Consider the following 25,246-nt stretch of genomic DNA (forward strand, 5'->3'; position numbering starts at 1 on the left):
GTCACCGGAACGGATTCGCCCGCTCCGGTGACCGGGGCGCCGTTGTGTCCGGCGCCAGGGGAGGCTCCCCGCCGGTTCACCCTGGACGTCGACGGCACCGGTGGAGTTCGCTGGACGGATGGTTGACGTGGTGGTTGTCGGCGCCGGGGTGGTCGGACTCACCTGCGCGGCGAGGTTGCAGCGTGACGGCATGCGGGTGGCCGTGGTGACGGCGGACGAGCCGGCGCGGACGGTGTCGCGGATCGCCGCGGCGGTGTGGTACCCGACCCACACCGAGGGCGACCCGCGGGTGCTGGACTGGTCCCGGCGCACCTTCGCCGAACTCGTCCAGCAGGCAGGACGGGGTGTGCCGGGGGTGGTGATGCGGCCGACCCGGATGCTGCGGCGCACGGTGGACGGGGAGTTCCCCTGGTGGGCGCCGGCCGTACCGGATTTCCGGGTGACCGCGCCGGCCGCCGTACCGGACGGCTACACCGGTGAGTGGCGGTTCACCGTTCCCTCGGTGGAGATGAGCCCCTATCTCGACTGGCTGGTCCAGCAGGTCACCGGGGCCGGTGGGGTGCTGGTCCGGCGCCGGTTGACGCGGCTCGCCGACGTCGCCGAACTGGCCCCGGTGGTGGTCAACGCCACCGGTCTGGCGGCGGGGGTACTGGCCGGCGACGAGGCGGTCCACCCGGCCCGTGGTCAGATCGTCCTGGTCGGCAACCCCGGACTGCACATCTCCGTACGCGACGAGGAGAACCCGGCCGGGATGACGTACGTGCATCCGCGCAGCGGGGACGTGGTGCTCGGCGGGACCTTCGACCGGGACGTGTGGGACACCACACCGGACGAGGCCACCGGGCGGGCCATCCTCGACCGGTGCGTCGCCCTGGTGCCGGAACTGGCCGGTGCCCCGGTGCTGGCACACCTGGTCGGGCTGCGGCCGGCGCGGGACGGTGGGGCACGGGTGGCGGTCGACCCCGTCGGACTGCCGGGCGGATCCCGGCTGGTCCACACCTACGGGCACGGTGGAGCCGGCGTCACGCTGTCCTGGGGATGCGCGGACGAGGTGGTCGAGTTGTGCCGGGCATCGGAGACCGGCTGAGCGGACCGCAGCGGTGCGGCGAGCGCGGCGAACCGGTCGGCGGTGTGCGCCTCACCCGGCAGGTCGAGGATCGGACCGAGTGCCGCGGCCCAACCGTGGCAGAACAGCTCCCACCCGTCGTGTACGGCCACCCCGTCCGTACGCCGGGCCTGGCGCAGTACGGACAGGTCACCGCGGTAGTTCAGCTCCCACACCACGGCACCGGGCGGAAACGCGGCGACCGGTGACAGCGGGCTGCCCGGCCGGTCCTTGCCCAGCCCGGTGGCGTTGACCACCAACGTCCCGGCCGGGCTCCGCTCGACCGGGCCGTCCCAGGGTCCGGCTCCGACGTGCGCCTCGAGGCGGACCCGTCGGTCGGCGGCCCACGGACCGAGGACCGACCGTAGGTGGTCAACCGCACCGCCGTGCCGGTCGGTGAACACCAACCGGGTGGGCGGGACCGGTCGGGCCAGCAGGTGCCGGCCGAGGGCGATCGCGGTGCCGCCCGCACCCAAACACACCACCTGTTCGCCGTCGGGCCAGATCCGGTCGACCACCCGGCCGACCGAGACCGGGTCGCGGGCGAAGCCGGCCAAGCCCTCTGACCTGCGGCTCAGCGCGTTGACCTCACCACACTCGGCCGCCAACGGGTCGAGTCGGCCGATCAGGTCACCGGCCCCGGCCAGCAGGGCAACCTTGTGTGAGGTGATGACAGCGCCGAGCGACCCGCTGTCGGCGGCCAACTCCTCGACCAGTGTGCGGTACAGCACGGCCGGCGCGCCCAGCGGCAGGTCACGGCCCACCAGGCGTACGTCGAGACCGAGGTCGGCCATCCAGATCGGAAACGCGTGGTTGACTGTCGACTCAGCGGTCGACACCCCCACGAACCACACTGTGGACGTCACCGGGCAAGTATGACCTTGACCTGGTCGGCCCGCTTTGTCCGACCCGGCGGCATTAGCGCGGCCGTGGAGCGCTATCCGGGCTGTGACCTCTGTAAGTGTCCCCGCGAGGGAGCGCGATCAAATGTTGCGAAACATCCTCGTCTCCCATAGGTTGCTTGCCGCTACACGACTGAACGGCTGATCTCGAACTACCACGGAGGCAACGATGACGTTGGTGACGTGGCGCGACCCCCTCCCGGCGGGTGCGCGCGGGTGCCTCCGGCTACCGGGGCGTGCCCACCTGGCGGCTCCGGCCGCGGCACACGCGTGCGCGTGTGCGAAACCGATCGGGGAGCCGCGGCCATGAGTGACGGTCCCATCCTGCTGGAAATGCGTTCGATCACCAAGGAGTTCCCCGGCGTCAAGGCGCTCGCCGACGTGAACCTGGTGGTCCGGGCCGGTGAGATCCACGCCATCTGCGGTGAGAACGGCGCCGGCAAGTCGACCCTGATGAAGGTGCTGAGCGGGGTGTACCCGTACGGCAGCTACTCCGGCGACATCGTCTACCGCAACGCCGAGTCCCGGTTCTCCGACATCCGGGCCAGCGAGCATGCCGGCATCGTGATCATCCACCAGGAACTCGCGCTGGTCCCCGGCATGTCCATCACCGAGAACCTCTTCCTGGGCAACGAGCCCCGTCGCGCGGGGGCGATCGACTGGAAGGCCGCGAACCGCCGGGCGTTGGAGTTGATGGCGAGGGTCGGCCTGCGGGAGGACCCGGACACCCTCATCAAGGACATCGGGGTCGGCAAGCAGCAGCTCATCGAGATCGCGAAGGCGTTCGCGAAGGACGTCAAGCTGCTCATCCTCGACGAGCCGACCGCGGCCCTGAACGAGGCCGACTCGCAGCACCTGCTCGACCTGCTGCGCGGGTTCAAGGAGCGGGGCATCACCTCGATCATCATCTCGCACAAGCTGAACGAGATCGAGCAGATCGCCGACTCGATCACGATCCTGCGGGACGGCCGGAGCATCGAGACGCTCGACGTCAAGGCGGAGGGCGTCAACGAGGACCGGATCGTACGCGGCATGGTCGGCCGGGAGCTGAGCAGCCGCTTCCCGGACCACACCCCCTCGATCGGGGAGGTGTTCTTCGAGGTACGCGACTGGACGGTCCGCCATCCGATCTCGACCGAGCGCCTGGTCTGCAAGGGCTCCAGTTTCAACGTCCGGCGTGGCGAGATCGTCGGCTTCGCCGGGCTGATGGGCGCCGGGCGGACCGAGTTGGCGATGAGCGTCTTCGGTCGGTCCTACGGGACGTACCTGTCCGGGCGGATCTTCAAGGACGGTCGGGAGGTCGTGCTGAAGTCCGTGTCGGACGCGATCGACCACGGGCTGGCGTACGTCAGCGAGGACCGCAAGTCGATCGGCCTGAACCTGCTCGACGACATCAAGACCTCGATGGTCTCGGCCAAGCTCTCCAAGGTCTCCAGCTACGGGGTGCTCGACCAGGTGAAGGAGTACCGCGCGGCCGAGGGGTACCGGACCAGCCTGCGGGTCAAGGCCCCGACCGTCGACGAGGGTGTCACCAAACTGTCGGGTGGCAACCAGCAGAAGGTGGTCCTGGCGAAGTGGATGTTCACCGACCCGGACCTGCTGATCCTCGACGAACCGACCCGCGGCATCGACGTGGGCGCCAAGTACGAGATCTACGGCATCATCCAGCGGCTCGCCGACCAGGGCAAGGGCGTTGTCATCATCTCCTCGGAGCTGCCCGAGCTGATCGGCCTGTGTGACCGCATCTACACGGTGTTCGAAGGAACCATCACCGGCAACATCGACAAGCGGGACGCGGACCCGGAGACCCTGTTGAAGCAGATGACCTCAGCGAAGAAGACGCAGACGCCATGAGTCGTATGAAAGACCTCCAGAAGTCCCTGTTCGGCGGGACGACCTCGAACGCCCGACAGTTCGGGATGATCTTCACGCTGGTGGCGATCGTCCTGCTGTTCCAGTTCCTGACCAACGGGCTCACCCTGAACTCGGGGAACCTCATCTCGCTGGTGAGTCAGTACTCCTACATCCTCATCCTGGCCATCGGGATGCTGATGGTGATCGTCGCCGGCCACATCGACCTGTCCGTCGGCTCGATCGCCGCGTTCGTTGGCATCGTGGTCGCGAAGGTCATGCAGGAGTACTCCGTACCGTGGTTCCTCGCGATCCTGATCGGCCTGGCCGTCGGTGCCCTGATCGGCGCCTGGCAGGGGTTCTGGGTCGCGTACGTCGGCGTGCCGGCGTTCATCGTCACCCTCGCCGGCATGATGCTGTTCCGGGGCGGTAACCAGTACATCGGCAACGCCGACACCATCCCCGTACCCCAGGGTTTCAAGGTGATCGGTGCGGGCTTCCTGCCCGAGGTGGGGCCGGGTACCGGATACAACAACCTCACCCTGCTGCTCGGGCTCGCGGCCTGCGCGGCGGTGGTGATCCGGGAGTGGCGGCTGCGCCGGACCCGGCGGGAGATGGACGCCGAGGTCGCACCGATGTGGATCTCGGTGCTCCGGGTCGCCGTCGCGCTCGGTGTGATCGTGTACGTGACCCTGCGGTTCGCCGGTGGCCGAGTCGGCACCAGCTTCCCGGTCTCCGGCATCATCCTCGCCGTCCTGGTGCTCGCGTACTCCTTCATCACCCGCAACACCGCCGGTGGTCGGCACATCTACGCGGTCGGCGGCAACGCACGGGCCGCGGAGCTGTCCGGTGTCAAACTCCGGCGGGTCAACTTCTTCGTGATGATGAACATGTCGGTCCTCGCCGCTCTCGCCGGCATGATCTTCGTCGCCCGATCCGCCGCTTCCGGCCCGCAGGACGGGCTGGGTTGGGAACTCGACGCGATCGCCGCCGTCTTCATCGGTGGCGCGGCGGTCTCCGGCGGACTCGGCACCATCAGCGGTTCGATCGTCGGCGGCCTGGTGATGGCCGTGCTCAACAACGGCCTGCAGCTCATGGGTGTCGGCTCGGACCGGGTCCAGATCATCAAGGGCCTGGTGCTGCTGCTGGCGGTCGCGCTCGACGTCTACAACAAGAACCAGGGACGGACCTCGATCACGGGGGCGTTCATGCGCCAGTTCCGCCGGCAGGCAGCCGCGGGACCGGCCTCCACCTCCGCGACGGGCACCGAGCCCGCGAAGACTCCGGTGGCCAGCTGACGGTCACCGCCGACGGGGCGGAACACATCTGCCTCGCCACCTCGAAGAAGGGCCACCACCACCATGCGTAAGTTCCTCGCCAGGAGCGTCGCGCTCAGCGCCGTCGCCCTGCTGGCACTCACCGCCTGCTCCGAACGTGAGGGCTCCGACTCCGGCTCGACCGGGTCGGAGAAGGGCTTCGCCGCCGACTCGCTGATCGGCGTGGCGCTGCCGTCGAAGACCTCGGAGAACTGGGTCCTCGCCGGTGACCTGTTCACCAACGGCCTGAAGGAGGCCGGCTTCCAGTCCGACGTCCAGTACGCCGGCGCCTCCACCATCGTCGCCGACCAGCAGGCGCAGATCTCCGCGATGGTCACCAAGGGTGCCAAGGTCATCATCATCGGCGCGACCGACGCCGCCCAGCTCTCGACCCAGGTCGAGGCGGCCAAGGCGGCCGGCATCACCGTGATCGCGTACGACCGGCTGATCACCAACACCGCGGGCGTCGACTACTACGTCGCCTACGACAACTTCAAGGTCGGCCAGCTCCAGGGCGAGGCGCTGCTCAAGGGCATGAAGGAGAAGAAGCCGACCGGCCCGTACACCATCGAGCTGTTCGCCGGCTCGTCGGACGACAACAACTCCGGGGTCTTCTTCAACGGCGCGATGGACGTCCTGAAGAAGGAGATCGACGCCGGTAACGTCGTCGTCGGCTCCGGCCAGACCGACATCAAGCAGGTCGCCACCGACGGCTGGAAGGCCGAGAACGCCCAGCGGCGGATGGACTCGCTGCTGACCGCCAGCTACGGCACCAAGACCCTGGACGGCGTGCTCTCGCCGAACGACACCCTGGCCCGCGCGATCATCACCTCGGTCAAGGGCGCCAACAAGCCGCTGCCGGTGGTGACCGGGCAGGACTCCGAGGTCGAGTCGGTCAAGTCGATCATGGCTGGTGAGCAGTACTCGACCATCAACAAGGACACCCGGAACCTGGTCAAGCAGGCCATCCAGATGGCCAAGGACCTGCAGGCCGGCAAGGACCCGCAGACCAACGACACCGAGTCGTACAACAACGGTGTCAAGGTCGTCCCGGCGTACCTGCTGCCGCCGCTGATCGTCACCAAGACCAACGCGGTCGAGGCCTACGCCAACGACCCGAAGCTCGCCCCGCTCACCAAGTAACATCGGCTCGGCCGCTGACGAGGCGGCAGCAACGGGTCCTCGGAGTTCCGACTCCGGGGACCCGTTCCCGTGTCGCCGACGGCTCGCGGCATGATGGGTCGGCGCCGCTTCCCGCCCTCCCGGGCGGGTGGTGACGCCAGCTCAGCAGCACCGACCAGGTGACAGGAGAACCATGACCACGCTCGCCGACCAACCCATCGCCGCCCTGCGCTCGGGCCACGACGAACTTTCCGGTTTCGTCCGGGACCTCGGCCCGGAGGACCTGGTCCGCCCCTCCGGCGCCAGCGAGTGGCAGGTGTCCCAGGTGCTCAGCCACCTCGGCAGCGGCGCTGAGATCGGCCTGGCCCAGCTGACCGCCGCCCGCGACGGCGGGCCCGCACCGGACGGGGACTTCAACCGCAGGGTATGGGCCCGGTGGGACGCCATGCCACCCGCCGAACACGCCAGCGGGTTCCTCGAGGCCAACCAGCGGCTGGTCGAGGCGTACGAGTCGCTGGACCCGACCACCCGCGAGGAACTGCGGGTCGACGTCGGTTTCCTGCCCGAGCCGGTCGACGTCGCCACCGCCACCCGGTTCCGGCTCAGCGAGTTCGCCCTGCACCAGTGGGACGTCGAGGTGGGCTTCAACCCGTACGCGACGGTGACGCCTACAGCGGTGGCGGCACTGCTCGACCACACCGGTGGCATGCTCGCCTGGAACGGCCGCCCCGACGCGCTCGGTGGACGGCAGGCCACGCTGGTGCTGCGGCTGACCGGGCCCGACCAGGTGCACGGGCTGCGGCTGGGCGAGCGGATCGAACTGACCGAGGTGCCGGAGCACCCGGACGGTGAACTGGTCATCCCGGCCGAGGCATGGCTGCGGCTCGTCGTCGGGCGGCTGGGGGAGCGGTACACACCGGACACCGTGCGGGTGACCGGCCCGATCAGCCTGGACGACCTGCGCAAGGTCTTCCCCGGCTTCTGATCGCAGGCGGGCACCGGCCGCCCGTGGCGGGTACCCGTCCCGGCGGATCGTGTGAGCGGTCAGATGCTCGCGCGATCCGCCCGGTCCCCGGGTATCACGCCGGCGGTGGTCATCCTGCTGGCCGCCTTCCACCCGGACGAGCGGGCTTACCGGGTCCGGTCAGCGGACCAGCAGGTCGAGCAGACGGTCCAACTCGCCGGCCGGGTCCTCGGTCAGTCCGGTGTGCACCGGTCCCGACTGGATCACCGTGCTTCGCGGCGCGGTGAGCCAGCGGAACCGTTCGCCGAGCCGCATCCCGGCCGCCGGCCCTCCGGTCGGCCCACCCGTGCAGGTGGTGTCCCAACCGCGCAGTGCGGTGGCGACCGCGTCGACGTCGACGCCGGGATCGAGGCTCCGCAGACGGTCGGCGTCGAGATGGAGTCGGGCCGCGAGGAAGTCGTGCGCCTGGCAGTAGAGGACCACCCCGACGTTGATCTGCTCGCCCCGCTGGATCCGCGGAACGGCGCGGATGGCCGCGTACTCGAAGGGCTTCCTCATGCCGCCGCCACCTGGGGCAACCAGGCGCCGCTGTCGGCGACCCGGGCGGACAGGTGGGCGACGTACGCCGCCCGCGCCTCGTCCGGCGACTCGAAGTCCGGGCCGGTGAGCCAGTCGTCGGGAACCAGCGTCAGCACCTCGGTGAGCAGGTCACCCGTGACCTGCGGGGCGAACTCCGCGTCCGCCTCGGACAGGCGGGTCGCGTACGGAGCCAGGACGTGGTCGTCGGCCCGGAACGGCCGCCCGATCGCCGCCGCCGCGCGTGGCCAGTTGTGGTGGAAGTAGATCGCCGCCCCGTGGTCGATCAGCCAGAGTTTGCGGTGCCAGACCAGCAGGTTCGGGTTGCGCCAGCTCCGGTCCACGTTCTCCAGGTACGCGTCGAGCCAGAGCACCCGCGAGGCGAGTTCCGGGTCCACCGGGTGGGCGACCGGGTCGTAGCCGAGCGCACCGGGCAGGAAGTCCAGGCCGAGGTTGGCGCCGCCACTGGCCGCGAGCAGCTCCTGGACCTCCTGGTCGGGCTCGGCCCGGGCGATGATCGGGTCGATGTCGATCACCACCAGCCGAGGTACGGGCAAACCCAGGCGCCGAGCGAGTTCACCGGCCACCACCTCGGCCACCAACGTCTTCGGCCCCTGCCCGGCCCCCCGGAACTTCACCACGTACGTGCCGAGGTCGTCCGCCTCGACCAGGCCGGGTAGCGAACCGCCCTCACGTAACGGGGTCACGTAGCGGGTCCCGGTGACGTGGCGCAGCATGCGGCCCACCCTAGTGCCGGCCCGGACGAGGCCGACAACAGGCCGCCCCGCCCGGCCGCGACCGCGATGGTGCCCCGGCGACTAGCCTCTGTCCGATGGGTGAGGTGGTACGCAGGGCGACCGTCGCCGACGCCGGGGAACTGGTCCGGCTGCGTGCGGTGATGCTGGCGGCGATGGCCGGTCACGAGCCGGTGGGCGACGACTGGCGGCGGGCGGCGGCGCGGACGCTCCGGACCCGGTTGGCCGGGCCCGACCCGACGTTGGTCGCGTTCGTGGTGGAGCGATCCGACCGGCCGGGTTCCCTGGCCGCCTGCGCGGTCGGCGCGGTCGAATTCCGCCTCGGCGGACCGGACAACCCCTCCGGCGCGACCGGGTACGTCTTCAACGTCGCCACCGACCCGGCCCACCGCCGACGGGGCTACTCCCGCGCCTGCGTGACGGCGGTGCTCGACTGGTACCGGGACCGGGGGATCAGGACGGTCGACCTGCGCGCCTCCCGGCAGGGGGAACCGCTGTACGAGTCGCTGGGCTTCGTGCGTACGGCCGATCCCGCGATGCGGTTGCGGCTACCGCCACCGGAGTAGGCCCGGCCCACGCCCCCGCGGGGTGGACCGGGCTCGCCGCGCAGGTGGGGTCAGGCGCCGGTGGGGGCGTCGGCCGCGAGGAGTTCACGGACCCGGGGGACCACCTCGGTGCCGTACAACTCGATCGTGGTCATCAGCCGGTCGTGCGGCAGGGTGCCGCTGGAGTACTTCAGGTCGAAGCGTTGGACGCCGAGAGTGCGTACGGTGCTGGCGATCTTCCGGGCGACCGTCTCCGGCGAGCCGACGTGCCAGGCGCCCTCGGCGATGTCGGCGTCGAAGCGTGCCCGCGTCATGGGCGGCCAGCCCCGCTCGGCGCCGATGCGGTTGAACAGCACCCGCACGTGCGGCCACAGCACGTCGGCCGCCTCCTCGTCGGTGCTCGCGATGAAGCCGGGGGAGTGCACCGCGACCGGCAGCGGCTCCTTGCCGAACTCCCCGAGAGCGCGGTGGTACAGGTCGACGTAGGGCGCGAACCGCGCCGGGGCACCGCCGATGATGGCCAGCGCCAGCGGGAAGCCGTACTGGGCGGCGCGGACGACCGACTCGGGGCTGCCACCGACACCGATCCAGGTACGGATGTGTCCCGACTCGGTCTTCGGGTAGACGTGCTGCTTCTCCAGCGAGGCGCGTACGGTGCCCTGCCAGGTCACCGCGTCCTCGGTCAGCAGGTGCGACATCAGGTCGGCCTTCTCCGCGAAGAGTCGGTCGTAGTCTGTGAGGTCGTACCCGAATAGCGGGAACGACTCGGTGAACGATCCCCGGCCCAGGGTTATCTCCGCACGTCCCTGCGAGATCGCGTCGAGGGTGGCGAACCGCTCGAAGACGCGTACCGGGTCGTCGGAGCTGAGCACGGTGACCGCGGTGCCGAGGCGGATGCGTTCGGTCCGGCTCGCGATCGCGGCGAGCACGATCTCGGGCGCGGAGACCGCGTAGTCGTCGCGGTGGTGCTCGCCGATGCCGAAGCTGTCGATGCCCAGCCGGTCGGCGAGGACACCCTGCTCGATGACGTTCCGGATCACCTGGCCGTACGGGATGCGGTTGCCCTCGGCGTCGGCCGTGACGTCCCCGAAGGTGTCCAGGCCGAACTCCACACCGGTCGCCATGATGTCTCTCCTTCATCGGTACGCCCCGGGCGTACCCGCTTCGGTTACTCCCGGCGGGATAACGACGGTGCCGATGATCTCATTCCCGGCCAGTGACGGCTCATGCCCGATCGTGCGCGGCGGACCGGTCGGTCCGCCGCGCGAGGTGTCCGGTCAGCCGCGTGAGCGCGGCAGGCAGCACTTCTTGTACTTGGTCCCCGAGCCGCACCAGCAGGCGTCGTTGCGCTCCGGCGGCCAGGGGATCTGGCTGGTGCCGCTCGACAGCTCCTGCGCGTACGCCGCGCGGATCTTCGGATCGGTCGGATCCCCGCCCCGCTGCGGGGCGAAACCGGCCAGCCCGACGGTCGAGCCCTTGAGCACGGTCAGTCCGGTACGGCCGCCGCCGGCCAGCCGGACCAGTTCCCGCTCCAGGCCCGCCCGGTGCTCGTCCCAGTCCCGGCCGTAGGTCTCGGCCAGGGCGGGCCAGTCCGACCGCAGCCGCTCGAAGTCGTCCTTCGGCCAGAACAGCAGATCGTTCGCCGTCGGTTCGGTGCCCGCCCGCCCGGCGGTGCCGCTCAGGCCGCTCTCCAGCCGGTCGGCCAGGTTGTCGTTCTGGTCGTGCGAAAGGGCGAGGTCCCGACGTACCCGGTGGCGCTGTTGCAGCAGGAAGAACAGGATGCCCGCGGACTCGCGGTCCCTCGGCTCGGTCGGCTGGTCGGCGGACGCGGCGCGGTCCGCCATGACCGTCTCCACCGCGGCCGTCAGCCACTGCTCGGCGGTGGCGGTCCGACCGCCCGCGTCCAGCGCGGCGCTGATGTACGCCGGGGCGTCGGCCTGCTCGGTGAGCAGCGGGCGCAGGGCGGTGAGTTCCTCGACCGCCTCGTCGGCGCGGCCGACGCGGAACAGGATCCGGGCGTGCAGGGCGCGGGAGAAAGCGGCCCGGTTGTCATCGCGTGTCCGGTACGCCTCGACGGCCCGATCCGCGTAGCGGAGCGCGGCGTCGAGCTTCGACCGGCTCTCGGCGATCTCGGCGGCCAGGGTCAGCGCGTAACCGGTGTCGGTCGGGTCGGCGAGCCGGCCCTGGTCCGCCGCGTCGGCGAGTTCGGCGGCAACGCCGAGCGGGTTGGCCGCGCCGAGCGCGGACTGGCGCAGTTCGGTCAGATCTGCGCTGCTGAGAACGTTTGTCGTTGGCACGATCTCACGTTACTGCGCGAGCCGGGTCCGGCGCCGCCGCGACGCTGTTGCCCCCGTCTCACCCCGTCTCGACGTCGTCCCGCCCGGGCCGGACCCCCTGTCCCGGCGCCGGGTTCAGAACAGGATCACCGAGCGGGCGCCCTCGCCCCGGGCCATCCGGTCGAGCGCCGCCGGGGCCTCGTCGAGCGTGGTCCGGTCGCTGATCAGCGGCCCGAGGGCGATCGACCCGTCGAGCACGGCCCGGGCCAGTTCGGGCAGGTCCCGGTCGGGGTCGGAGGAGCCGTAGACCGAGGAGCGCAGGATCCGGGCCGAGTGGAAGATGTCGAGCGCGCCCAGTTCCACCACATCGTCCTTGCCGCCCATGCCGACCACGGTGACCTGGCCGCCCCGGCGGGTGGCCCGCCAGGCCAGCCGGATCGTCGCGGCCCGTCCGACGCACTCGAACGAGTGGTCGACGCCCCGGCCACCGGTGCGGGTCCGTACCGACCGGTTGAGGGTGTCGTCGGAGAGCAGGAAGTCCGTGGCCCCGGCGGCGATCGCCAGGTCGCGTTTCGCCTCGGACAGGTCGACGGCGATCACCGGGTCGGCGCCGGCCGCGCGGGCGGCGGCGACCACGGACAGACCCACCCCGCCGAGGCCGATCACCGCGACCGCCTCGCCGGGAACAACCCCGGCGGTACGGCGTACCGCGCCGATGCCGGTGAGTACGGCGCAGCCGAGCAGGGCGGCGGCCTCGAACGGCAGTTCGGCCGGGACCGGGATGACCGCGTTCGCCGCGACCACCACCTCCTCGGCCAGCGCGCCGAGCCCGAGCGTGACGTGCAACGGTGTCCCGTCGGCGTCGGTGCTGCCGCTCGGTAGGGACGGGGCGCCGGTCGCGGCGCAGAGCCACGGCTCGCCCCGCGCGCAGAACCAGCACTGCCGGCACGGGGGCGCCCAGTTCAGCACCACGTGGTCGCCGACGCGTACCCGGTCGACCTCGGCGCCGACCGCGAGCACCACCCCGGCCGCCTCGTGCCCCAGCACCAGCGGGTACGTCGGCGCCAGGGTCCCGTTGACCATCGACAGGTCGGAGTGGCACACCCCGGCGGCCCGGATCGCCACCCGTACCTGCGCCGGGCCCGGTGCCGGCAGCACGATCTCCTCGACCCGTGGTGGGGCGCCGGCCGCCCGGGCCACCAGTGCCCTCACCGCTGGATGGCCTTGGTCTGGAGGAACTCGTCGAGGCCGAACGTGCCCAGCTCACGACCGAGGCCGGACTGCTTGTAGCCGCCGAACGGGGCGAGCGGGTTGAACGCGCCGCCGTTGATGTCGACCGCGCCGGTACGCATCCGCCGGGCGACCGCGAGCGCCCGGTTGTCGTCGCCGGACCAGACCGCGCCGGCCAGCCCGTACCGGGAGTTGTTGGCCACGGAGACGGCGTGGTCGTCGTCCTGGACCGGAATCACCACCAGCACCGGGCCGAAGATCTCCTCCTGGGCCAGGGCACCGTCCGGGTCGACGTCGGCGAAGATCGTCGGTGCGACGAAGTGGCCGCGTTCGGGCACCTTGGCGTCGGGTCCACCGGCGATCAGCCGGGCGCCGTCGGCGAGGCCCCGTTCGATGTGGTCGCGTACCCGGCCGCGCTGCGCGGCGCAGACCAGCGGGCCGAGCCGGGTGGCGGCGTCGAACGGGTCGCCGAGCTGGTAGTTCTCGGCGGCCCGGGCGGCGAGGGCGAGGGCTTCGTCGTAGCGGCTGCGGTGCACCAGCATCCGGGTCCAGGCCGTACAGGTCTGGCCGGAGTTGAGGAAGGCGTTGCCGACGCCGGTCTTCACGGCCGCGCCGAGGTCGGCGTCGTCCAGGATCACGTTGGCCGACTTGCCGCCCAGTTCCAGGGCGACCCGGGCGATCCGGTCGGCGGCGAGGTGCGAGATGCGCCGGCCGGTCGCGGTCGACCCGGTGAACGAGACCATGTCGACGTCCTCGTGGGCGGCGATCGCCTCGCCGACCACCGGGCCGGTTCCGGTGACCAGGTTGACCACGCCGGGCGGGAGCCCGGCCTCGTGGATCGCGTCGAAGAGCAGGTACGCGACCAGCGGGGTCAGCTCACTGGGTTTGAGGACAACCGTGCAGCCGGCCGCCAGTGCCGGGGCGACCTTGGCGACCACCTGGTGCAGGGGATAGTTCCACGGTGTGATCGCCCCGACCACGCCGACCGGTTCCCGGACCACCAGCGAGTTGCCGACCAGTTGGCTGGCCGGTGGTTCGGCGGCCAGGTCGACATAGCTGCGCAGTACGGCCAGCGGCAGCCCGGCCTGTACCCGGGTCGCCACCCGCAGCGGGGTGCCGAGTTCGAGCGCGACGGTACGGGCGATTTCGTCGGTACGGGCGGCGAGCGCGCCGTGCAGCCGGTCGAGTGCGGCGGCCCGGTCGGCGGGATCGGTGGCGGCCCAACTGTCGAAGGCGGTACGGGCGGCGGCCACCGCCCGGTCGACGTCGGCGGCTGTGCCGGCCGGCACGGTGCCGATGACCTGCTCGGTGCTGGGGTTCTCGACCGGGATGGTGTCGGTGGCGGCGGGGGTGACCCACTGCCCGTCGAGGTAGAGGTCGGTACGGGTGAGGTCCATCGGGGGCCCCTCGGGTCGACGGAAACTAGCGGTGCAAGTTTTTACTCTAGTACGCCCCGGCGCCGGACGGGAGGGGTGGCAGCGGTCCGACCATCCGCTCGTAGGTGTGGGCGAGCCCGTCGATCAGGGCATCCAGGCCCAGCGTGAACGCGCCCTCGTCGACGCTCTGCTGGTGCTCGGCGAGTCGGTGCGCCTGGGTCAGGTGGGGATACTGCTCGGCGTAGAAGCCGGGATCCTCGACGAAACCTCGGGCGAACGACCCCAGTGCCGACCCGGTCACGAAGTAACGCATCAGCGCACCGATGTGGGTGGCCCGCGCCGGTGGCCAGCCCGCGTCGACCAGTCCGCCGTAGACGGCGTCGGCCATGGCCAGGGCGGCGGGACGACGCCCCGGCCCCTGGGCGAGGTGCGGGACGATGTGCGGGTGGGCGGCGAGGGCGGCCCGGTAGGACAGTCCCCACAGGCGCAGCGCCTCCCGCCAGTCGGCCGTGCCGAAGGACGAGACGTCGATCTGGGCGGTGATGCTGTCCGCCACCGCGTCCAGGATCTCGTCCTTGGTGGCGAAGTGGTTGTACAGCGAGGGTCCGCGTACGCCCAGTTCGGCGGCGAGTCGCCGGGTGGAGAAGGCGCCGAGCCCGTCGGCGTCGATCAGGGCGGCGGCGGTCTCGATGATCCGCTGCCGGCTCAGCAGGGCCTGCCGTGGCCGGGGCATGGCGTACCTCCTTCTCCGTCTTACCGGTGTCACCGGGGCTCGTTGCGGAAACTCTGCCACACGGGGTCTGGACGAGATAAAACTTCCAGCGCTAGTTTAGATGGATGGACCTCCAGCTCTCCGAGGAGCAGGCGGCCGTCCGCCGGCTCGCGGCCGAGTTCGTCGACCGCGAGGTACGGCCGCACGCCGCCGAATGGGACCGTCGCGAGGCGGTCGACCCGGCGATCGTCGGCCGACTCGGCGACGTCGGTTTCCTCGGACTGACCATTGCCGAGCGGGACGGCGGGTCCGCCGGCGACCACCTCTCGTACTGCCTGGTGCTGGAGGAGTTGGGGCGCGGCGACTCGTCCGTACGCGGCATCGTCAGCGTCTCGCTCGGACTCGTGGCCAAGGCGATCGCCGTACACGGCAGTCCGGCGCAACGGGCGCAGTGGCTGCCCCGACTCTGCGCCGGTGAGGCCCTGGGGTGCTTCGCGCTGACCGAGCCCGGCAGCGGCTCCGACGCGGGTTCGCTGCGCACCCGGGCGGTCCGTGACGGCGGGGACTGGCTCATCACCGGTTCGAAGGTCTTCATCACCAACGGCACCACCGCCGACGTCGCGCTGGTCTTCGCCCGTACCGGTGAACCGGGACCGCGCGGCGTCACCGCCTTCCTCGTACCGACCGGCGCCCCCGGTCTGGACCGGCGCGAGATCCACGGCAAGCTCGGGCTGCGCGGGCAGGCGACCGCCGAACTCGTTTTCGACGCCGTACGCGTGCCGGCCGACGCCCGGCTGGGCGCCGAGGGTGCCGGCCTCCGGCTCGCCCTGTCCACCCTGGCCAAGGGAAGGATGTCGGTGGCCGCCGGTTGCGTCGGCATTGCCCAGGGCTGTCTGGACGCGGCGGTGGGTTACGCGACCGGGCGGGAGCAGTTCGGCAAGCAGATCGCCGGCCACCAGCTCGTCCAGCACCTGCTCGCCGAGATCGCGGTGGACACCGCCGCCGCCCGGCTGCTGGTCTGGCAGGTCGCCGACCTGATCGACCGCGACCGTCCGTACGCGACCGAGTCCTCGATGGCCAAGCTGTTCGCCAGCGAGGCGGCGGTACGGGCGGCGAACAACGCCGTCCAGGTCTTCGGCGGCTACGGCTACATCGACGAGTTCCCGGTCGGCAAGTACCTGCGCGACGCCCGCGTGGCCACCCTCTACGAGGGCACCAGCCAGATCCAGCAACTGCTCATCGGACGCGCCCTCACCGGTGTCTCCGCGTTCTGACCCCCGACCGATCCACCACCCACGAGGAGAACAGTGACCAGATATGCCGGCAAGGTAGCCGTCGTCACCGGCGCGGGACAGGGCATCGGCGCGGCCACCGCCCGCCGGCTGGCCGCCGAGGGGGCGGCGGTCGCCGTCGTGGACCTGAACACCGACTCCGCCACCTCGGTCGCCGACGAGCTGACCGCCGCCGGTGGGCGGGCCGTCGGGATCGGGTGCGACGTCACCGACGCCACCGCGGTGGCGGACATGACGGCCCGGGTCGTCGACGCGTACGGCCGGCTTGACGTGCTGGTCAACAATGCCGGCATCACCCGCGACGACCTACTGTTCAAGATGCCGGTCGATGCCTGGGAGGCGGTTCTGACCACGAACCTCACCAGCATGTTCCTCTGCTGCCAGGCCGCCCAGGCGCAGATGGTCGGCCAGCGCTACGGCCGCATCGTCAACCTGAGCAGCCGCTCCGCGCTGGGCAACCGGGGCCAGGTGAACTACGCCGCAGCCAAGGCCGGGGTGCAGGGGCTGACCGCCACGCTGGCGATCGAACTCGGCCCGTTCGGGGTCACCGTCAACGCGGTCGCACCGGGTTATGTCGCGACCGCGATGACCGCCGCCACCGCCGAGCGGGTCGGCAGCACCCCGGAGGACCACCAGCGGTGGGCCGCCGAGCACACGCCGCTGCGCCGGGTCGCCCAACCCGAGGAGATCGCCTCGGTGATCGCCTTCCTGGGCAGCGACGACGCCTCCTACGTCAGCGGTCAGACCCTGTACGTCAACGGCGGGGCCCGCTGAACCCCGATCGACACCCTCGGAGGACAACATGGACTTCTCGCTCAGCGACGAAGAGCGCGCGATACGCGACACCGCCCGGGACTTCATCACCCGTGAGGTCGTTCCGCTCGAGGCCGAGGTGCTGCGCCGGGAGCGGGCGCACCGGCCCGGAATCGATCGCGGCGAGCTGCGCGAGTTGCAGCTCAAGGCGAAGAAGTTCGGGTTCTGGGGGCTGGCCACCCCCGAGGAGTACGGCGGGATGGATCTGCCGGCGGTCACCCAGTCGCTGATCTGGACCGAGATCGGCCGCTCCTTCGTGCCGTTCCGGTTCGGCGGCGAGGCGGACAACATCCTGTTCCACGCCAACGACGAGCAGAAGCACGAGTACCTGGTGCCGACGATCGAGGGTGAGCGGCTCTCCTGCTTCGCCATCACCGAACCGGGTGCCGGCTCGGACGCGGCGAACATCAAGCTCAGTGCCCGCCGCGACGGCGACGACTGGATCCTCAACGGCGAGAAGACCTTCATCACCGGCGGCAACGACGCCGACTTCGCGATCGTGGTCGCGGTCACCGACCGGGACAAGGGTGTACGCGACGGCGGCAGCACGGCCTTCCTGGTGGACCGGTCGATGGGGTGGCGTTCGGAGTTCATCCAGACGATGGGGGAGGGTGGCCCGGCCGCGCTGGTCTTCGACGACGTACGGGTGCCCGGCCGCAACATCCTCGGTGAACTGGGCCAGGGGTTCGCCCTCGGCATGCAGTGGATCGGCAAGGGCCGCTACACGATTCCGTCGCACGCGGTCGGGATCGCCGAACGGGCCCTGCGGATGGCGATCGAGCACGCCAACACCCGGGAGACCTTCGGTACGCCGATCGGCACGAACCAGGCGATCCAGTGGATGATCGCCGACTCGGAGACCGAGCTGGAGGCGGCCCGCTGGCTGATCCTGCGTGCCGCGTGGACGGTCGACCAGGGGCTCGACCCCCGGCACGCGTCGTCGATGGCGAAGCTCTACGGCGCCGGCATGGTCAACCGGGTGGTCGACCGGGTCCTGCAGATCCACGGCGGCATGGGTTACACCCGGGAGCTGCCGATCGAGCGCTGGTACCGGCAGGTGCGGCTGTACCGCATCTTCGAGGGCACCGACGAGATGCAACGCCTGATCATCGCCCGCGACCTGCTGCGCGGCTACACCAAGCTGGGAGGGCACCTCGGATGAGGACCTTCGCCTCGCCCGCCGAACTCCTGGGCGCGGTCGGTGAGCCGCTGGGTCCGGGCCGGTGGTACCCGGTCGACCAGGACCGGGTGAACCTGTTCGCCGACGCCACCGACGACCATCAGTGGATCCACGTCGATCCGCAGCGGGCCGCGGCGGGACCGTTCGGGGGGACGGTCGCGCACGGGTACCTCACCCTGTCCCTGCTGCCCGTGCTGGTGACCGAGCTGTACCGGGTCGACGGGGTACGGATGGGCGTCAACTACGGCCTCAACCGGGTACGGTTCCCCGCCCCGCTGCGCGTCGGTACGCGGATCCGGGCCACCGCACTGATCGTCGGAGCGGAACCCGTGACGGGTGGTTTACAGGTAGTCACATCGGTCACAGTGGAGAGTGCGGGCGGCGTCAAGCCGGTCTGCGTCGCCGAAACGGTGTCCCGGCTCTACTTCGAGGAGGGGAAATGACCGCGTTGTCATTGGCGATGGTGCTCGCCGAGGCGGCCCGGCGGCACTCCGACACGGTTGCCGTGGTGGACGGCGAGGTCCGGGTGACCTACGCCGAGCTGTGGCTGGAGGCCCGGTCCGCCGCGGCCGGGCTGCGTGAGCTGGGCATCGGCGCGGGTGACACGGTGGCGCTGCTCGCGCCGAACGTGCTCGACTTTCCCCGGGCCTACTACGGGGCGCTGGTCGCCGGTGCGGTGGTGGTGCCGGTGCACCTGCTGCTCACCGCCGAGGAGATGGCCTACGTGCTCCGGGACAGTGGCGCCGACCTGCTCGTCTGTCACACGAGCCAGTTGGCGATCGGTGCCGAGGCGGCGTACCGCGCCGGGGTTGCGTTGGTCACCGTCGGCCCGGTGCCCGCCGGGATCGAGGTCCGCCGGCTGGAGCAGGTCAGCGACCAGGTGACGCCACTGCCGTCGTACGTGACCCGCGAGGCCGAGGACACCGCGGTGGTCTTCTACACCAGCGGCACCACGGGGGAGCCCAAGGGGGCGCTGCTCACCCACCTGAACCTGGTCATGAACGCGACGGTGAACGTGTTCGACGCCAACGACGCGCGCAGCGCCGACGTGGTGCTCGGCTGCCTGCCGCTGTTCCACACCTTCGGTCAGACGGTGGCGATGAACGGCACCTTCCGGGTGGGCGGGACGTTGGTGCTGCTGAGCCGGTTCACCGGTGCCGCCGCGATCGAGGTGATGCTGCGCGAGGCGGTCACCGTGTTCCACGGCGTACCGACGATGTACATCGGGCTGCTCGCCGCCGCCGCCGAGGCGCCGACCCTGCCCCGGCTGCGGCTCTGCATCTCCGGCGGGGCCTCGCTGCCGCTCGCGGTGCTGGAGCGGTTCAACGCCGCCTTCGCCACCACGATCTTCGAGGGGTACGGCCTCTCCGAGACCTCGCCGACCGCGACCACCAACCAGCCGCACTTCGGTACCCGCGCCGGTACGGTCGGTCATCCGGTCTGGGGTGTCGAGGTGGAGATCGCCCGGCCCGAGCTGGACGACCGGATCGAGTTGCTTCCCACGGGGGAGATCGGCGAGATCGTCATCCGGGGCCACAACGTCTTCGCCGGTTATCTGGGTCGGCCGGCGGCGACCGCCGAGGCGTTGGTCGACGGCTGGTTCCGCAGCGGCGACCTGGGTACGAAGGACGAGTCCGGCTTCGTCACCATCGTGGACCGGAAGAAGGACCTGGTGATCAGGGGCGGGTTCAACGTCTACCCGCGCGAGATCGAGGAGATTGTCGCCCGGCACCCGGCGGTGGCCCAGGTGGCCGTCATCGGGGTACCCGATCCGGTGCACGGCGAGGAGATCTGCGCGGTGGTGGTGCTGGATCCGGCCGGGCCGCCCGCTCCGACCGAATCCGAGCTGATCGACTGGGCGCGCGAGCGGCTCGGCCGGCACAAGTACCCGCGCCAGGTCCGGTTTCTCGACGAGCTGCCCTTGGGGCCGAGCCACAAGGTGCTCAAGCGGGAGCTGCGCCGGATGATCGTCCCCAGAGCCGCCCTCGACTGATCGGCCCACCGACGTCGGTGCTCAGCCGCGCGACGAGATCTGCTGTACGGCCCACTCGTTGCCGTCGGGGTCGCTGAAGAAGACGAAGCCGACGTTGTCCAGCGGGTCGGGCGTCGGCGTCGGGTTCTGGCCGAGGATCTGGACCTCGCTGACCTGCACGCCGCGTTCGACCAGCTCGGCATGGGCCTTGTGGATGTCCGGGACCACCAGTTGCAGGCCCTTCAGCGAGCCCGGTGGCATCTGCGGTACGGCTCCGTAACCGATCACGACGGAGCAGCCCGATCCGGGCGGGGTGAGCTGGACCAGGCGGACCTGTTCGCCCATCCGGGTGTCGTGGTCGACGGTGAAACCGAGTTGTTCGGCGTAGAACGCCTTGGCGCGGTCCACGTCCGACACCGGAACCACCACCACCTCGAGCGTCCAGTTCACGATCTGTCTCCCGTTCCATCCGGTGCGTCATCGGCGTTCCGGGCAGCGTACCGGCCGGGGGAGTACCGAAGGGGGCATCGGATCGGCGTGGCCGGCGCGGTTTCGGGTAGTCGCACGGCATGGCGACCACGATGAGCGTGGAGGACAAGAAACGGTTCGTCCGGCGACTGACCGGCAGCGGGCGGGGCTTCGCCGATCAGCTCGGTTTCCGGGTCACCAACAACCCGGCCGCGCTGTTCCAGCTGCTCTACCTCTCCATTCTGCTCGGTCGCCCCGGCGACCCCCGGCAGGCGGCGCAGACCGCCGGGGCGTTGCGCGACCGGGGTTGGGACAGTGCGGCCCGGATGGGCCGGTCGCTGCACGAGACCCGGGCCACGGTGCTGCGCGGTTGCGGGCGCCGGGACGCGGACGAGCTGGCCACCGAGCTCGGCGACCTGGCCGTGCTGGTCACCGAGCGGTATCGCGGTGACCTGCGGCGGATGCGGGCGATGGCCGGGTACAACGCCGTCCGGGAGCGCGATCGGCTCCGGCGGTTGCCCGGAGTGGACGATCTGGTGGTCGACCTCTTCTTCCGCGAGGTCCAGGCGCTCTGGCAGGAGGTGCCGCCGTCGGCGGACCGCCGGTCGCTCACCGCCGCTCGCAAGCTGGGTCTCGGCCGTACGGCGGATGATCTGGCCGCGCTCGCCGGCAGCCGGGAGTCGGAGAAGCTCGCCTGGCTGGTCGGGGCGCTGGCGATGGTGGATCTGGACGACAGGTACCACCAAATCGCAGCATAAACACCCAATCGTACGTGGGCTCCCCCACAATTATGGTGTTCGCCGCCTTTCAGGTGATCCCACCTCGTAGGATAGGTCTGGCAGGGCTGTCCAACCGGTTCGGCTGGACCTCCGCCATCCGGTGATCGCGTTCGGTTCGGACGCCGCTTGTCGCCGGAGTTTCGTCGGGCGTGGTGTCCCGGTCATGCCTGTCGTGACCGGCACCTCGTCCGGTGTCCGTTTCGAGCAGGTTCCTCGCGCCGGTCCGCGCCCGCCGTCGGCTCACCGCACCAGGCCCGCGATCAGGTTCACCGTGGACGCGATGATCACGGCGCCGAACAGGTACGACAGCAGCGCGTGGCGCAGTGCCGTACGCCTGATCTCCGGGCTGCTCAGCGGGGTGTCGGAAACCTGGAACGTCATCCCGATGGTGAAGGCCAGGTACGCGAAGTCGGTGTACCGCGGAGGTGACTGCTGGTTGAACCGCACACCGCCGTCGGTACCGGTGTAGTACAGCCGGGCGTAGCGGCTGCCGAAGACGGTGTGGATGACCGCCCAGGAGAAGATGACGCTGACGATGCCGAGAGCGATGTGCAACTGCTCCGAGAAGCCGTCCAGCGGCTTGGCCCGGATCAGCACGACCCCGATCGCCAGCAGGCTGGCCAGGCAGGCGAAGAGGAGCAGCGAGTCGCGTAACCCTCGGTTGGTGTCCTCCCGCAGCGCGAACCGGGCGGTCTCGGTCGGGTCCAGCGGCCAGAGCCTGGAGCGCGCCCAGATCAGGTAGAACAGCGCGGCGGCGTCCCAACCGACGAGCGGTCCGAGCACCGCCGCGTCGTACAGTCCGACCGGGACGGCGGCCGTGGCCGCCACCACCGCCATGATGATCAGCAGCAGCGAGGACCGGAGCGGCTCCCGGCGCGGGCGGGTCGCGGTCAACGCCGGCACTCCGCTTCGGCGACGGGCTGCACCGGTCAGCTCTGGCGCAGGTGCCGAGCGACCCGCTGGTGCTTGCGGTCCCGGGCCCGCGCCGCCAGATCGGCAGGGGTCACCTCGGGATTGGAGTTGGTGCGCGCCGACCGGGCCACCTCGTTGATGTTGCCGTAGTCGGCCGGCGGCATCGCCCGCAGGGCGCGGAGCACGTCGTCCGATGCCCCTTCCCGTTCGGCCTCGGCGACGATGTCGTCCTTGGTGGCGGGAAAGTCGAGTGCGGTGAGGTAGCGCAGCACCTCGGCGTTGGTCACCATGTGAATCCCGCTCCTCGCCGGTCGTCTGGTTCTCCCCGCGCAGCACTTACCCCGCTTTGCCGGCTTCACGCACCGCTGTGGCCCGCAGGTCGACGTCGTTTAACCCGACCCGGCGGGGGTACGCGCCCGGCACGCGACGCCGGACCGCGGCGACGCCGGGGAGGAGCCGTCATGAACTACGACACGTTCGTCGACATGGTCGCGCAACGCGCGGAGGTTGACTCGGACACGGCCGTCGACCTCAGCCGGGGCACCCTGCAGACGCTGGCCGACAGGTTGACCGGCGGCGAGGCGATCGACCTGGCCGCCCAGCTGCCACAGCCGTTGCAGGCGGTGATGCGCAGTCCGCAGGACGCGGCCGAACCGTTCGGGGCGCAGGAGTTCATCGGGCGGGTTGCCGAGCGTGCGACCGTCGACGAGACCGCGGCGCGTACCGGGGTCCGGGCCGTCCTGACCACCGTACGGGAGGCGGTCACCGGCGGTGAGTTCGACGACGTGATGAGTCAGTTGCCGCGCGAGTTCCGCGACCTGGTCGAACCGGTGTTGATGCCCGGTGGTCGAGCCCGGCGGCGCTAGACCGGTTGTGGGGGCATCGACTTTCGTCGGGAGTGACGAAAGTTCGGTCGATTCCAACCGGGCAATAGACTGCCCCGCATCAAAGCCGTAACCTCTACGCAACGTGCGTGCGGTGGTTGATGCCCCGGGAGGAACGGACATGTCCCGCAGGACCGGCAAGCCCTCCTACACGAAGGCCCCGACGAGCAGGCGGCCGAGTGTGGGCACCCTGGTCTTCGCCATGCTGTTGCCGGTGGTGCTGGCCGGTTTCATCGGCGCCGGCATCGGCTACGCCGTCGCCGGGCCGAGCGAGACCGAGACCGCCGTCAACAAGCTGCGCGAGGAGGAAGCGCAGCGGGACACCGAGCAGATCGGCAGCCTGACCACGGCCGCCCGGACCACGCGGGACGAACTCGGCCCACTGCTGTCCGAACTGGACGCCGCGGTCAAGACCGGCCAGCCGGCACCCGCCGACAAGCTGACGACCTGGCAGCAGACCATGCGCCGGGCGGTCGAGCGGCATGCGGAGAGCCCGTCCGGCAGCACCGCCACCAACGTGGCGCGCGGCGGTCTCCGGGCCGCGGTCGACGGCCTGGCCACCGCACTGGACACGTACGCCCTGGTCGGCACGTTGCCGGCCACCGCCCAGCGGCCGGTGATCGACCTGGCGGCCCGCCAACGTACGGCGGCCGGCACGGCCTGGTCCATCGCGGCAGCCCAGCTCGACCAGATCAACATCGACGCGGGACACGGGCACCAGCACGTCTACCTGACCACCGAACCCGGCACGGGCGCGTTCACCTCCGACGGGGCGCCGGAGGGGCCGACCAAGTAGCCGTCGACCTGCCGGCGGTCGGCCGCTCTATGATCACCTGCCGGGATCATGATCCGGCACACCCGGAAAGGTGATAGGAGTAGCGGATGGGTATCGTCTCGCCGGGCTTTCAGGGTCGGCCTCGGTCGTCGGAGCCGGCGTTGCCGCCGGGGCAGTATCTGACCGAGGATTTTCCGGTGTTGTCGGCGGGTCCGACGCCGAGGGTGTCGTTGGATGCGTGGGAGTTCGCGGTGACGACGGAGGCGGGTGCGGAGCGTCGGTGGTCGTGGGCGGAGTTGTTGGCGTTGCCGCAGGAGTCGCCGACGGTGGATATCCACTGTGTGACGCGGTGGTCGAAGTTGGGGACGAGTTGGCGTGGGGTGTCGTTGGACACCTTGTTGGCGGAGGTGGAGACGGCGGCGGATTTCGCGTTGGTTCATTCGTACGGGGGTTATACGACGAATCTGCCGTTGGAGGATCTGCTGGATGGTCGGGCGTGGGTGGTTCATGAGTTCGAGGGTGGTGGGTTGGCGGCGGAGCATGGTGGTCCGGCGCGGTTGTTGGTGCCGCATCTGTATTTCTGGAAGTCGGCGAAGTGGGTGCGGGGTATTCAGTTGTTGTTGACCGACGAGCCGGGTTTCTGGGAGACGGCCGGATATCACGACTACGGTGACCCGTGGCGCGAGCAGCGGTACCAGGGCGACTGAACCGGGCGGCCAGCTGGCGGGTAGCCGAGCTGGTCGAGACCCGGAACGAGACGGAAACCTCGCGCACGCTGGTGTTGGAGGTGCCGGACTGGCCCGGCCACCTGCCCGGTCAACACGTCGACGTGCGCCTCACCGCACCGGACGGCTACCGCGCCGAGCGTTCCTACTCGATCGCCTCGGCGTCCGACGCGAACCGGGTGGAGCTGACCGTACAGCGGGTGCCGGACGGTGAGGTTTCGCCGTACCTGGTCGAGGTGCTGTCGGTCGGCGACCCGGTGGAGATCCGCGGACCGGTTGGTGGTTGGTTCGTCTGGCGTGCCACGGACACCGCGCCGGTCCTGCTGGTCGCCGGTGGCTCGGGCATCGTGCCGCTGATGGCGATGGTACGGGCGCGACGTGCCGCCGGCAGCCGGGTCCCGTTCCGGCTGATCTACTCGGTACGGACCGACCGGGACGTCTACTTCGCCGACGAGCTGCGCCGACGGGCACGCGACGACGGCGGACTGGACGTGGCGTACGTCTACACCAGGCAGACGCCGGACGGCTGGCCGGCGCTGGCCGGCCGGATCGGGGTGGCCGAGGTGAACAGCCACGGTTGGCCGGCGGAGCTCGAACCGCAGTGTTTCGTCTGCGGCCCGACCGGGTTCGTGGAGACGGTCGCCGACATCCTCGTCGCCCTCGGTCACGACCCCCGCCGGGTCAAGACCGAGCGATTCGGACCCACCGGAGGTTGA

General features: G+C 70.6%; 27 protein-coding genes. 16 read left to right on the forward strand and 11 right to left on the reverse strand.

All coding sequences use genetic code 11. The features are described 5' to 3' along the window. The first annotated feature begins 118 nt into the window (after window positions 1–118). Complete coding sequence (locus OIE47_RS31715; RefSeq protein WP_326558206.1) at window positions 119–1,087, forward strand: FAD-dependent oxidoreductase; 969 nt, start codon at window positions 119–121, stop codon at window positions 1,085–1,087. On the opposite strand, the gene OIE47_RS31720 is transcribed toward OIE47_RS31715, so the two are convergent. After that, window positions 1,000–1,971, reverse strand: a complete 972-nt coding sequence (locus OIE47_RS31720) for a hypothetical protein (protein ID WP_326558207.1) — start codon at window positions 1,969–1,971, stop codon at window positions 1,000–1,002. The genes OIE47_RS31715 and OIE47_RS31720 overlap by 88 nt on opposite strands. Before the next feature lie 342 nt (window positions 1,972–2,313). On the opposite strand from OIE47_RS31720, the gene mmsA reads away from it, so the two are divergent. The 4 genes from mmsA (at window position 2,314) to OIE47_RS31740 (ending at window position 7,281) form a co-directional block, all read left to right on the forward strand. After that, a complete protein-coding gene (gene mmsA / locus OIE47_RS31725) occupies window positions 2,314–3,861 on the forward strand; it encodes a multiple monosaccharide ABC transporter ATP-binding protein (RefSeq protein WP_326558208.1) in 1,548 nt (515 codons plus the stop codon). Further along, entirely contained in the window at window positions 3,858–5,156 is a 1,299-nt protein-coding gene (mmsB, locus tag OIE47_RS31730) for a multiple monosaccharide ABC transporter permease (protein WP_326558209.1), read from the forward strand. Before mmsA ends, mmsB begins: the two co-directional genes overlap by 4 nt. A 63-nt stretch (window positions 5,157–5,219) precedes the next feature. After that, window positions 5,220–6,317, forward strand: coding sequence for a sugar-binding protein (locus OIE47_RS31735; protein ID WP_326558210.1), 1,098 nt, complete (start codon window positions 5,220–5,222; stop codon window positions 6,315–6,317). Between the two features lie 172 nt (window positions 6,318–6,489). Continuing rightward, on the forward strand, window positions 6,490–7,281 hold the full coding sequence (locus OIE47_RS31740) for a maleylpyruvate isomerase family mycothiol-dependent enzyme (protein WP_326558211.1): 792 nt from the start codon (window positions 6,490–6,492) through the stop codon (window positions 7,279–7,281). A gap of 159 nt (window positions 7,282–7,440) precedes the next feature. Here OIE47_RS31740 and OIE47_RS31745 read toward each other — a convergent pair whose 3' ends face one another. Further along, the gene (locus OIE47_RS31745; protein ID WP_326558212.1) at window positions 7,441–7,818 is read right to left on the reverse strand and encodes a DUF3037 domain-containing protein; all 378 of its coding nucleotides are present in this window, start codon (window positions 7,816–7,818) and stop codon (window positions 7,441–7,443) included. Then, the gene (locus OIE47_RS31750) at window positions 7,815–8,573 is read right to left on the reverse strand and encodes a HipA family kinase (RefSeq protein ID WP_326558213.1); all 759 of its coding nucleotides are present in this window, start codon (window positions 8,571–8,573) and stop codon (window positions 7,815–7,817) included. Before OIE47_RS31750 ends, OIE47_RS31745 begins: the two co-directional genes overlap by 4 nt. A gap of 95 nt (window positions 8,574–8,668) precedes the next feature. Between OIE47_RS31750 and OIE47_RS31755 the strand changes: the two genes are divergently transcribed. Next, a complete protein-coding gene (locus OIE47_RS31755) occupies window positions 8,669–9,157 on the forward strand; it encodes a GNAT family N-acetyltransferase (RefSeq protein WP_326558214.1) in 489 nt (162 codons plus the stop codon). A gap of 50 nt (window positions 9,158–9,207) precedes the next feature. Here OIE47_RS31755 and OIE47_RS31760 read toward each other — a convergent pair whose 3' ends face one another. The 5 genes from OIE47_RS31760 to OIE47_RS31780 form a co-directional block, all read right to left on the reverse strand. Next, on the reverse strand, window positions 9,208–10,260 hold the full coding sequence (locus tag OIE47_RS31760) for an LLM class flavin-dependent oxidoreductase (RefSeq protein WP_326558215.1): 1,053 nt from the start codon (window positions 10,258–10,260) through the stop codon (window positions 9,208–9,210). Window positions 10,261–10,413: 153 nt separating this feature from the next. Then, the gene (locus tag OIE47_RS31765) at window positions 10,414–11,433 is read right to left on the reverse strand and encodes an SEC-C metal-binding domain-containing protein (RefSeq protein WP_326558216.1); all 1,020 of its coding nucleotides are present in this window, start codon (window positions 11,431–11,433) and stop codon (window positions 10,414–10,416) included. 114 nt (window positions 11,434–11,547) lie between these two features. After that, complete coding sequence (locus OIE47_RS31770) at window positions 11,548–12,624, reverse strand: alcohol dehydrogenase catalytic domain-containing protein (RefSeq protein ID WP_326558217.1); 1,077 nt, start codon at window positions 12,622–12,624, stop codon at window positions 11,548–11,550. Next, window positions 12,621–14,039 (reverse strand): aldehyde dehydrogenase family protein, encoded by a 1,419-nt coding sequence (locus OIE47_RS31775; protein ID WP_326558218.1) that lies wholly within the window; start codon window positions 14,037–14,039, stop codon window positions 12,621–12,623. The genes OIE47_RS31770 and OIE47_RS31775 overlap by 4 nt, the downstream gene beginning before the upstream one ends. Window positions 14,040–14,085: 46 nt before the next feature. Continuing rightward, window positions 14,086–14,751 (reverse strand): TetR/AcrR family transcriptional regulator, encoded by a 666-nt coding sequence (locus OIE47_RS31780; protein ID WP_326558219.1) that lies wholly within the window; start codon window positions 14,749–14,751, stop codon window positions 14,086–14,088. 104 nt (window positions 14,752–14,855) lie between these two features. Between OIE47_RS31780 and OIE47_RS31785 the strand changes: the two genes are divergently transcribed. Genes OIE47_RS31785 through OIE47_RS31805 form a run of 5 tightly spaced genes read left to right on the forward strand, consistent with a single transcriptional unit; the run spans window position 14,856 to window position 20,008 of the window. Next, window positions 14,856–16,004, forward strand: coding sequence for an acyl-CoA dehydrogenase family protein (locus OIE47_RS31785; RefSeq protein ID WP_326558220.1), 1,149 nt, complete (start codon window positions 14,856–14,858; stop codon window positions 16,002–16,004). Between the two features lie 33 nt (window positions 16,005–16,037). Further along, window positions 16,038–16,796 (forward strand): 3-oxoacyl-ACP reductase FabG, encoded by a 759-nt coding sequence (gene fabG, locus OIE47_RS31790; RefSeq protein ID WP_326558221.1) that lies wholly within the window; start codon window positions 16,038–16,040, stop codon window positions 16,794–16,796. Window positions 16,797–16,824: 28 nt separating this feature from the next. Continuing rightward, the gene (locus OIE47_RS31795) at window positions 16,825–17,997 is read left to right on the forward strand and encodes an acyl-CoA dehydrogenase family protein (protein ID WP_326558222.1); all 1,173 of its coding nucleotides are present in this window, start codon (window positions 16,825–16,827) and stop codon (window positions 17,995–17,997) included. Next, entirely contained in the window at window positions 17,994–18,458 is a 465-nt protein-coding gene (locus tag OIE47_RS31800) for a MaoC family dehydratase (RefSeq protein WP_326558223.1), read from the forward strand. Before OIE47_RS31795 ends, OIE47_RS31800 begins: the two co-directional genes overlap by 4 nt. Continuing rightward, complete coding sequence (locus tag OIE47_RS31805; RefSeq protein ID WP_326558224.1) at window positions 18,455–20,008, forward strand: long-chain-fatty-acid--CoA ligase; 1,554 nt, start codon at window positions 18,455–18,457, stop codon at window positions 20,006–20,008. Before OIE47_RS31800 ends, OIE47_RS31805 begins: the two co-directional genes overlap by 4 nt. Window positions 20,009–20,029: 21 nt before the next feature. On the opposite strand, the gene OIE47_RS31810 is transcribed toward OIE47_RS31805, so the two are convergent. Then, entirely contained in the window at window positions 20,030–20,437 is a 408-nt protein-coding gene (locus OIE47_RS31810; RefSeq protein WP_326558225.1) for a VOC family protein, read from the reverse strand. A 119-nt stretch (window positions 20,438–20,556) separates the two neighbouring features. On the opposite strand from OIE47_RS31810, the gene OIE47_RS31815 reads away from it, so the two are divergent. Continuing rightward, window positions 20,557–21,213 carry a hypothetical protein gene (locus OIE47_RS31815; RefSeq protein ID WP_326558226.1) on the forward strand — a complete coding sequence of 219 codons (657 nt, stop codon included), beginning with the start codon at window positions 20,557–20,559 and terminating at the stop codon, window positions 21,211–21,213. 261 nt (window positions 21,214–21,474) lie between these two features. Here the strand turns inward: OIE47_RS31815 and OIE47_RS31820 are convergent, their stop codons facing one another. Both OIE47_RS31820 and OIE47_RS31825 read right to left on the reverse strand, forming a co-directional pair. After that, the gene (locus tag OIE47_RS31820; RefSeq protein ID WP_326558227.1) at window positions 21,475–22,128 is read right to left on the reverse strand and encodes a DUF1345 domain-containing protein; all 654 of its coding nucleotides are present in this window, start codon (window positions 22,126–22,128) and stop codon (window positions 21,475–21,477) included. Between the two features lie 35 nt (window positions 22,129–22,163). Further along, window positions 22,164–22,436 (reverse strand): DUF2795 domain-containing protein, encoded by a 273-nt coding sequence (locus tag OIE47_RS31825; RefSeq protein ID WP_326558228.1) that lies wholly within the window; start codon window positions 22,434–22,436, stop codon window positions 22,164–22,166. Between the two features lie 171 nt (window positions 22,437–22,607). Here OIE47_RS31825 and OIE47_RS31830 point away from each other — a divergent pair, with 171 nt between their 5' ends. The 4 genes from OIE47_RS31830 (at window position 22,608) to OIE47_RS31845 (ending at window position 25,246) form a co-directional block, all read left to right on the forward strand. Beyond that, window positions 22,608–23,012 carry a DUF2267 domain-containing protein gene (locus tag OIE47_RS31830; protein ID WP_326558229.1) on the forward strand — a complete coding sequence of 135 codons (405 nt, stop codon included), beginning with the start codon at window positions 22,608–22,610 and terminating at the stop codon, window positions 23,010–23,012. Between the two features lie 139 nt (window positions 23,013–23,151). Next, window positions 23,152–23,826 (forward strand): hypothetical protein, encoded by a 675-nt coding sequence (locus OIE47_RS31835; protein WP_326558230.1) that lies wholly within the window; start codon window positions 23,152–23,154, stop codon window positions 23,824–23,826. Between the two features lie 86 nt (window positions 23,827–23,912). Continuing rightward, entirely contained in the window at window positions 23,913–24,512 is a 600-nt protein-coding gene (locus tag OIE47_RS31840; RefSeq protein WP_326557045.1) for a sulfite oxidase-like oxidoreductase, read from the forward strand. Next, window positions 24,482–25,246, forward strand: coding sequence for a ferredoxin reductase (locus OIE47_RS31845; protein WP_326558231.1), 765 nt, complete (start codon window positions 24,482–24,484; stop codon window positions 25,244–25,246). Before OIE47_RS31840 ends, OIE47_RS31845 begins: the two co-directional genes overlap by 31 nt.

This window comes from Micromonospora sp. NBC_01796, assembly GCF_035917455.1.
In the GTDB taxonomy this organism is placed as follows: Bacteria; Actinomycetota; Actinomycetes; order Mycobacteriales; family Micromonosporaceae; genus Micromonospora_G.

What these genes read in the sequence shown, in the direction of transcription:
- mmsB (WP_326558209.1), top strand. Translation starts at nt 3,858, where the DNA reads ATGAGTCGTATGAAAGACCTCCAGAAGTCCCTGTTCGGCGGGACGACC.
- OIE47_RS31805 (WP_326558224.1), top strand. Translation starts at nt 18,455, where the DNA reads ATGACCGCGTTGTCATTGGCGATGGTGCTCGCCGAGGCGGCCCGGCGG.
- OIE47_RS31840 (WP_326557045.1), top strand. Translation starts at nt 23,913, where the DNA reads ATGGGTATCGTCTCGCCGGGCTTTCAGGGTCGGCCTCGGTCGTCGGAG.
- mmsA (WP_326558208.1), top strand. Translation starts at nt 2,314, where the DNA reads ATGAGTGACGGTCCCATCCTGCTGGAAATGCGTTCGATCACCAAGGAG.
- OIE47_RS31780 (WP_326558219.1), bottom strand. Translation starts at nt 14,751, where the DNA reads ATGCCCCGGCCACGGCAGGCCCTGCTGAGCCGGCAGCGGATCATCGAG.
- OIE47_RS31795 (WP_326558222.1), top strand. Translation starts at nt 16,825, where the DNA reads ATGGACTTCTCGCTCAGCGACGAAGAGCGCGCGATACGCGACACCGCC.
- OIE47_RS31785 (WP_326558220.1), top strand. Translation starts at nt 14,856, where the DNA reads ATGGACCTCCAGCTCTCCGAGGAGCAGGCGGCCGTCCGCCGGCTCGCG.
- OIE47_RS31830 (WP_326558229.1), top strand. Translation starts at nt 22,608, where the DNA reads ATGAACTACGACACGTTCGTCGACATGGTCGCGCAACGCGCGGAGGTT.
- OIE47_RS31715 (WP_326558206.1), top strand. Translation starts at nt 119, where the DNA reads ATGGTTGACGTGGTGGTTGTCGGCGCCGGGGTGGTCGGACTCACCTGC.
- OIE47_RS31735 (WP_326558210.1), top strand. Translation starts at nt 5,220, where the DNA reads ATGCGTAAGTTCCTCGCCAGGAGCGTCGCGCTCAGCGCCGTCGCCCTG.
- OIE47_RS31755 (WP_326558214.1), top strand. Translation starts at nt 8,669, where the DNA reads ATGGGTGAGGTGGTACGCAGGGCGACCGTCGCCGACGCCGGGGAACTG.
- OIE47_RS31760 (WP_326558215.1), bottom strand. Translation starts at nt 10,260, where the DNA reads ATGGCGACCGGTGTGGAGTTCGGCCTGGACACCTTCGGGGACGTCACG.
- OIE47_RS31740 (WP_326558211.1), top strand. Translation starts at nt 6,490, where the DNA reads ATGACCACGCTCGCCGACCAACCCATCGCCGCCCTGCGCTCGGGCCAC.
- OIE47_RS31835 (WP_326558230.1), top strand. Translation starts at nt 23,152, where the DNA reads ATGTCCCGCAGGACCGGCAAGCCCTCCTACACGAAGGCCCCGACGAGC.
- OIE47_RS31775 (WP_326558218.1), bottom strand. Translation starts at nt 14,039, where the DNA reads ATGGACCTCACCCGTACCGACCTCTACCTCGACGGGCAGTGGGTCACC.
- OIE47_RS31745 (WP_326558212.1), bottom strand. Translation starts at nt 7,818, where the DNA reads ATGAGGAAGCCCTTCGAGTACGCGGCCATCCGCGCCGTTCCGCGGATC.
- OIE47_RS31750 (WP_326558213.1), bottom strand. Translation starts at nt 8,573, where the DNA reads ATGCTGCGCCACGTCACCGGGACCCGCTACGTGACCCCGTTACGTGAG.
- OIE47_RS31800 (WP_326558223.1), top strand. Translation starts at nt 17,994, where the DNA reads ATGAGGACCTTCGCCTCGCCCGCCGAACTCCTGGGCGCGGTCGGTGAG.
- OIE47_RS31815 (WP_326558226.1), top strand. Translation starts at nt 20,557, where the DNA reads ATGGCGACCACGATGAGCGTGGAGGACAAGAAACGGTTCGTCCGGCGA.
- OIE47_RS31825 (WP_326558228.1), bottom strand. Translation starts at nt 22,436, where the DNA reads ATGGTGACCAACGCCGAGGTGCTGCGCTACCTCACCGCACTCGACTTT.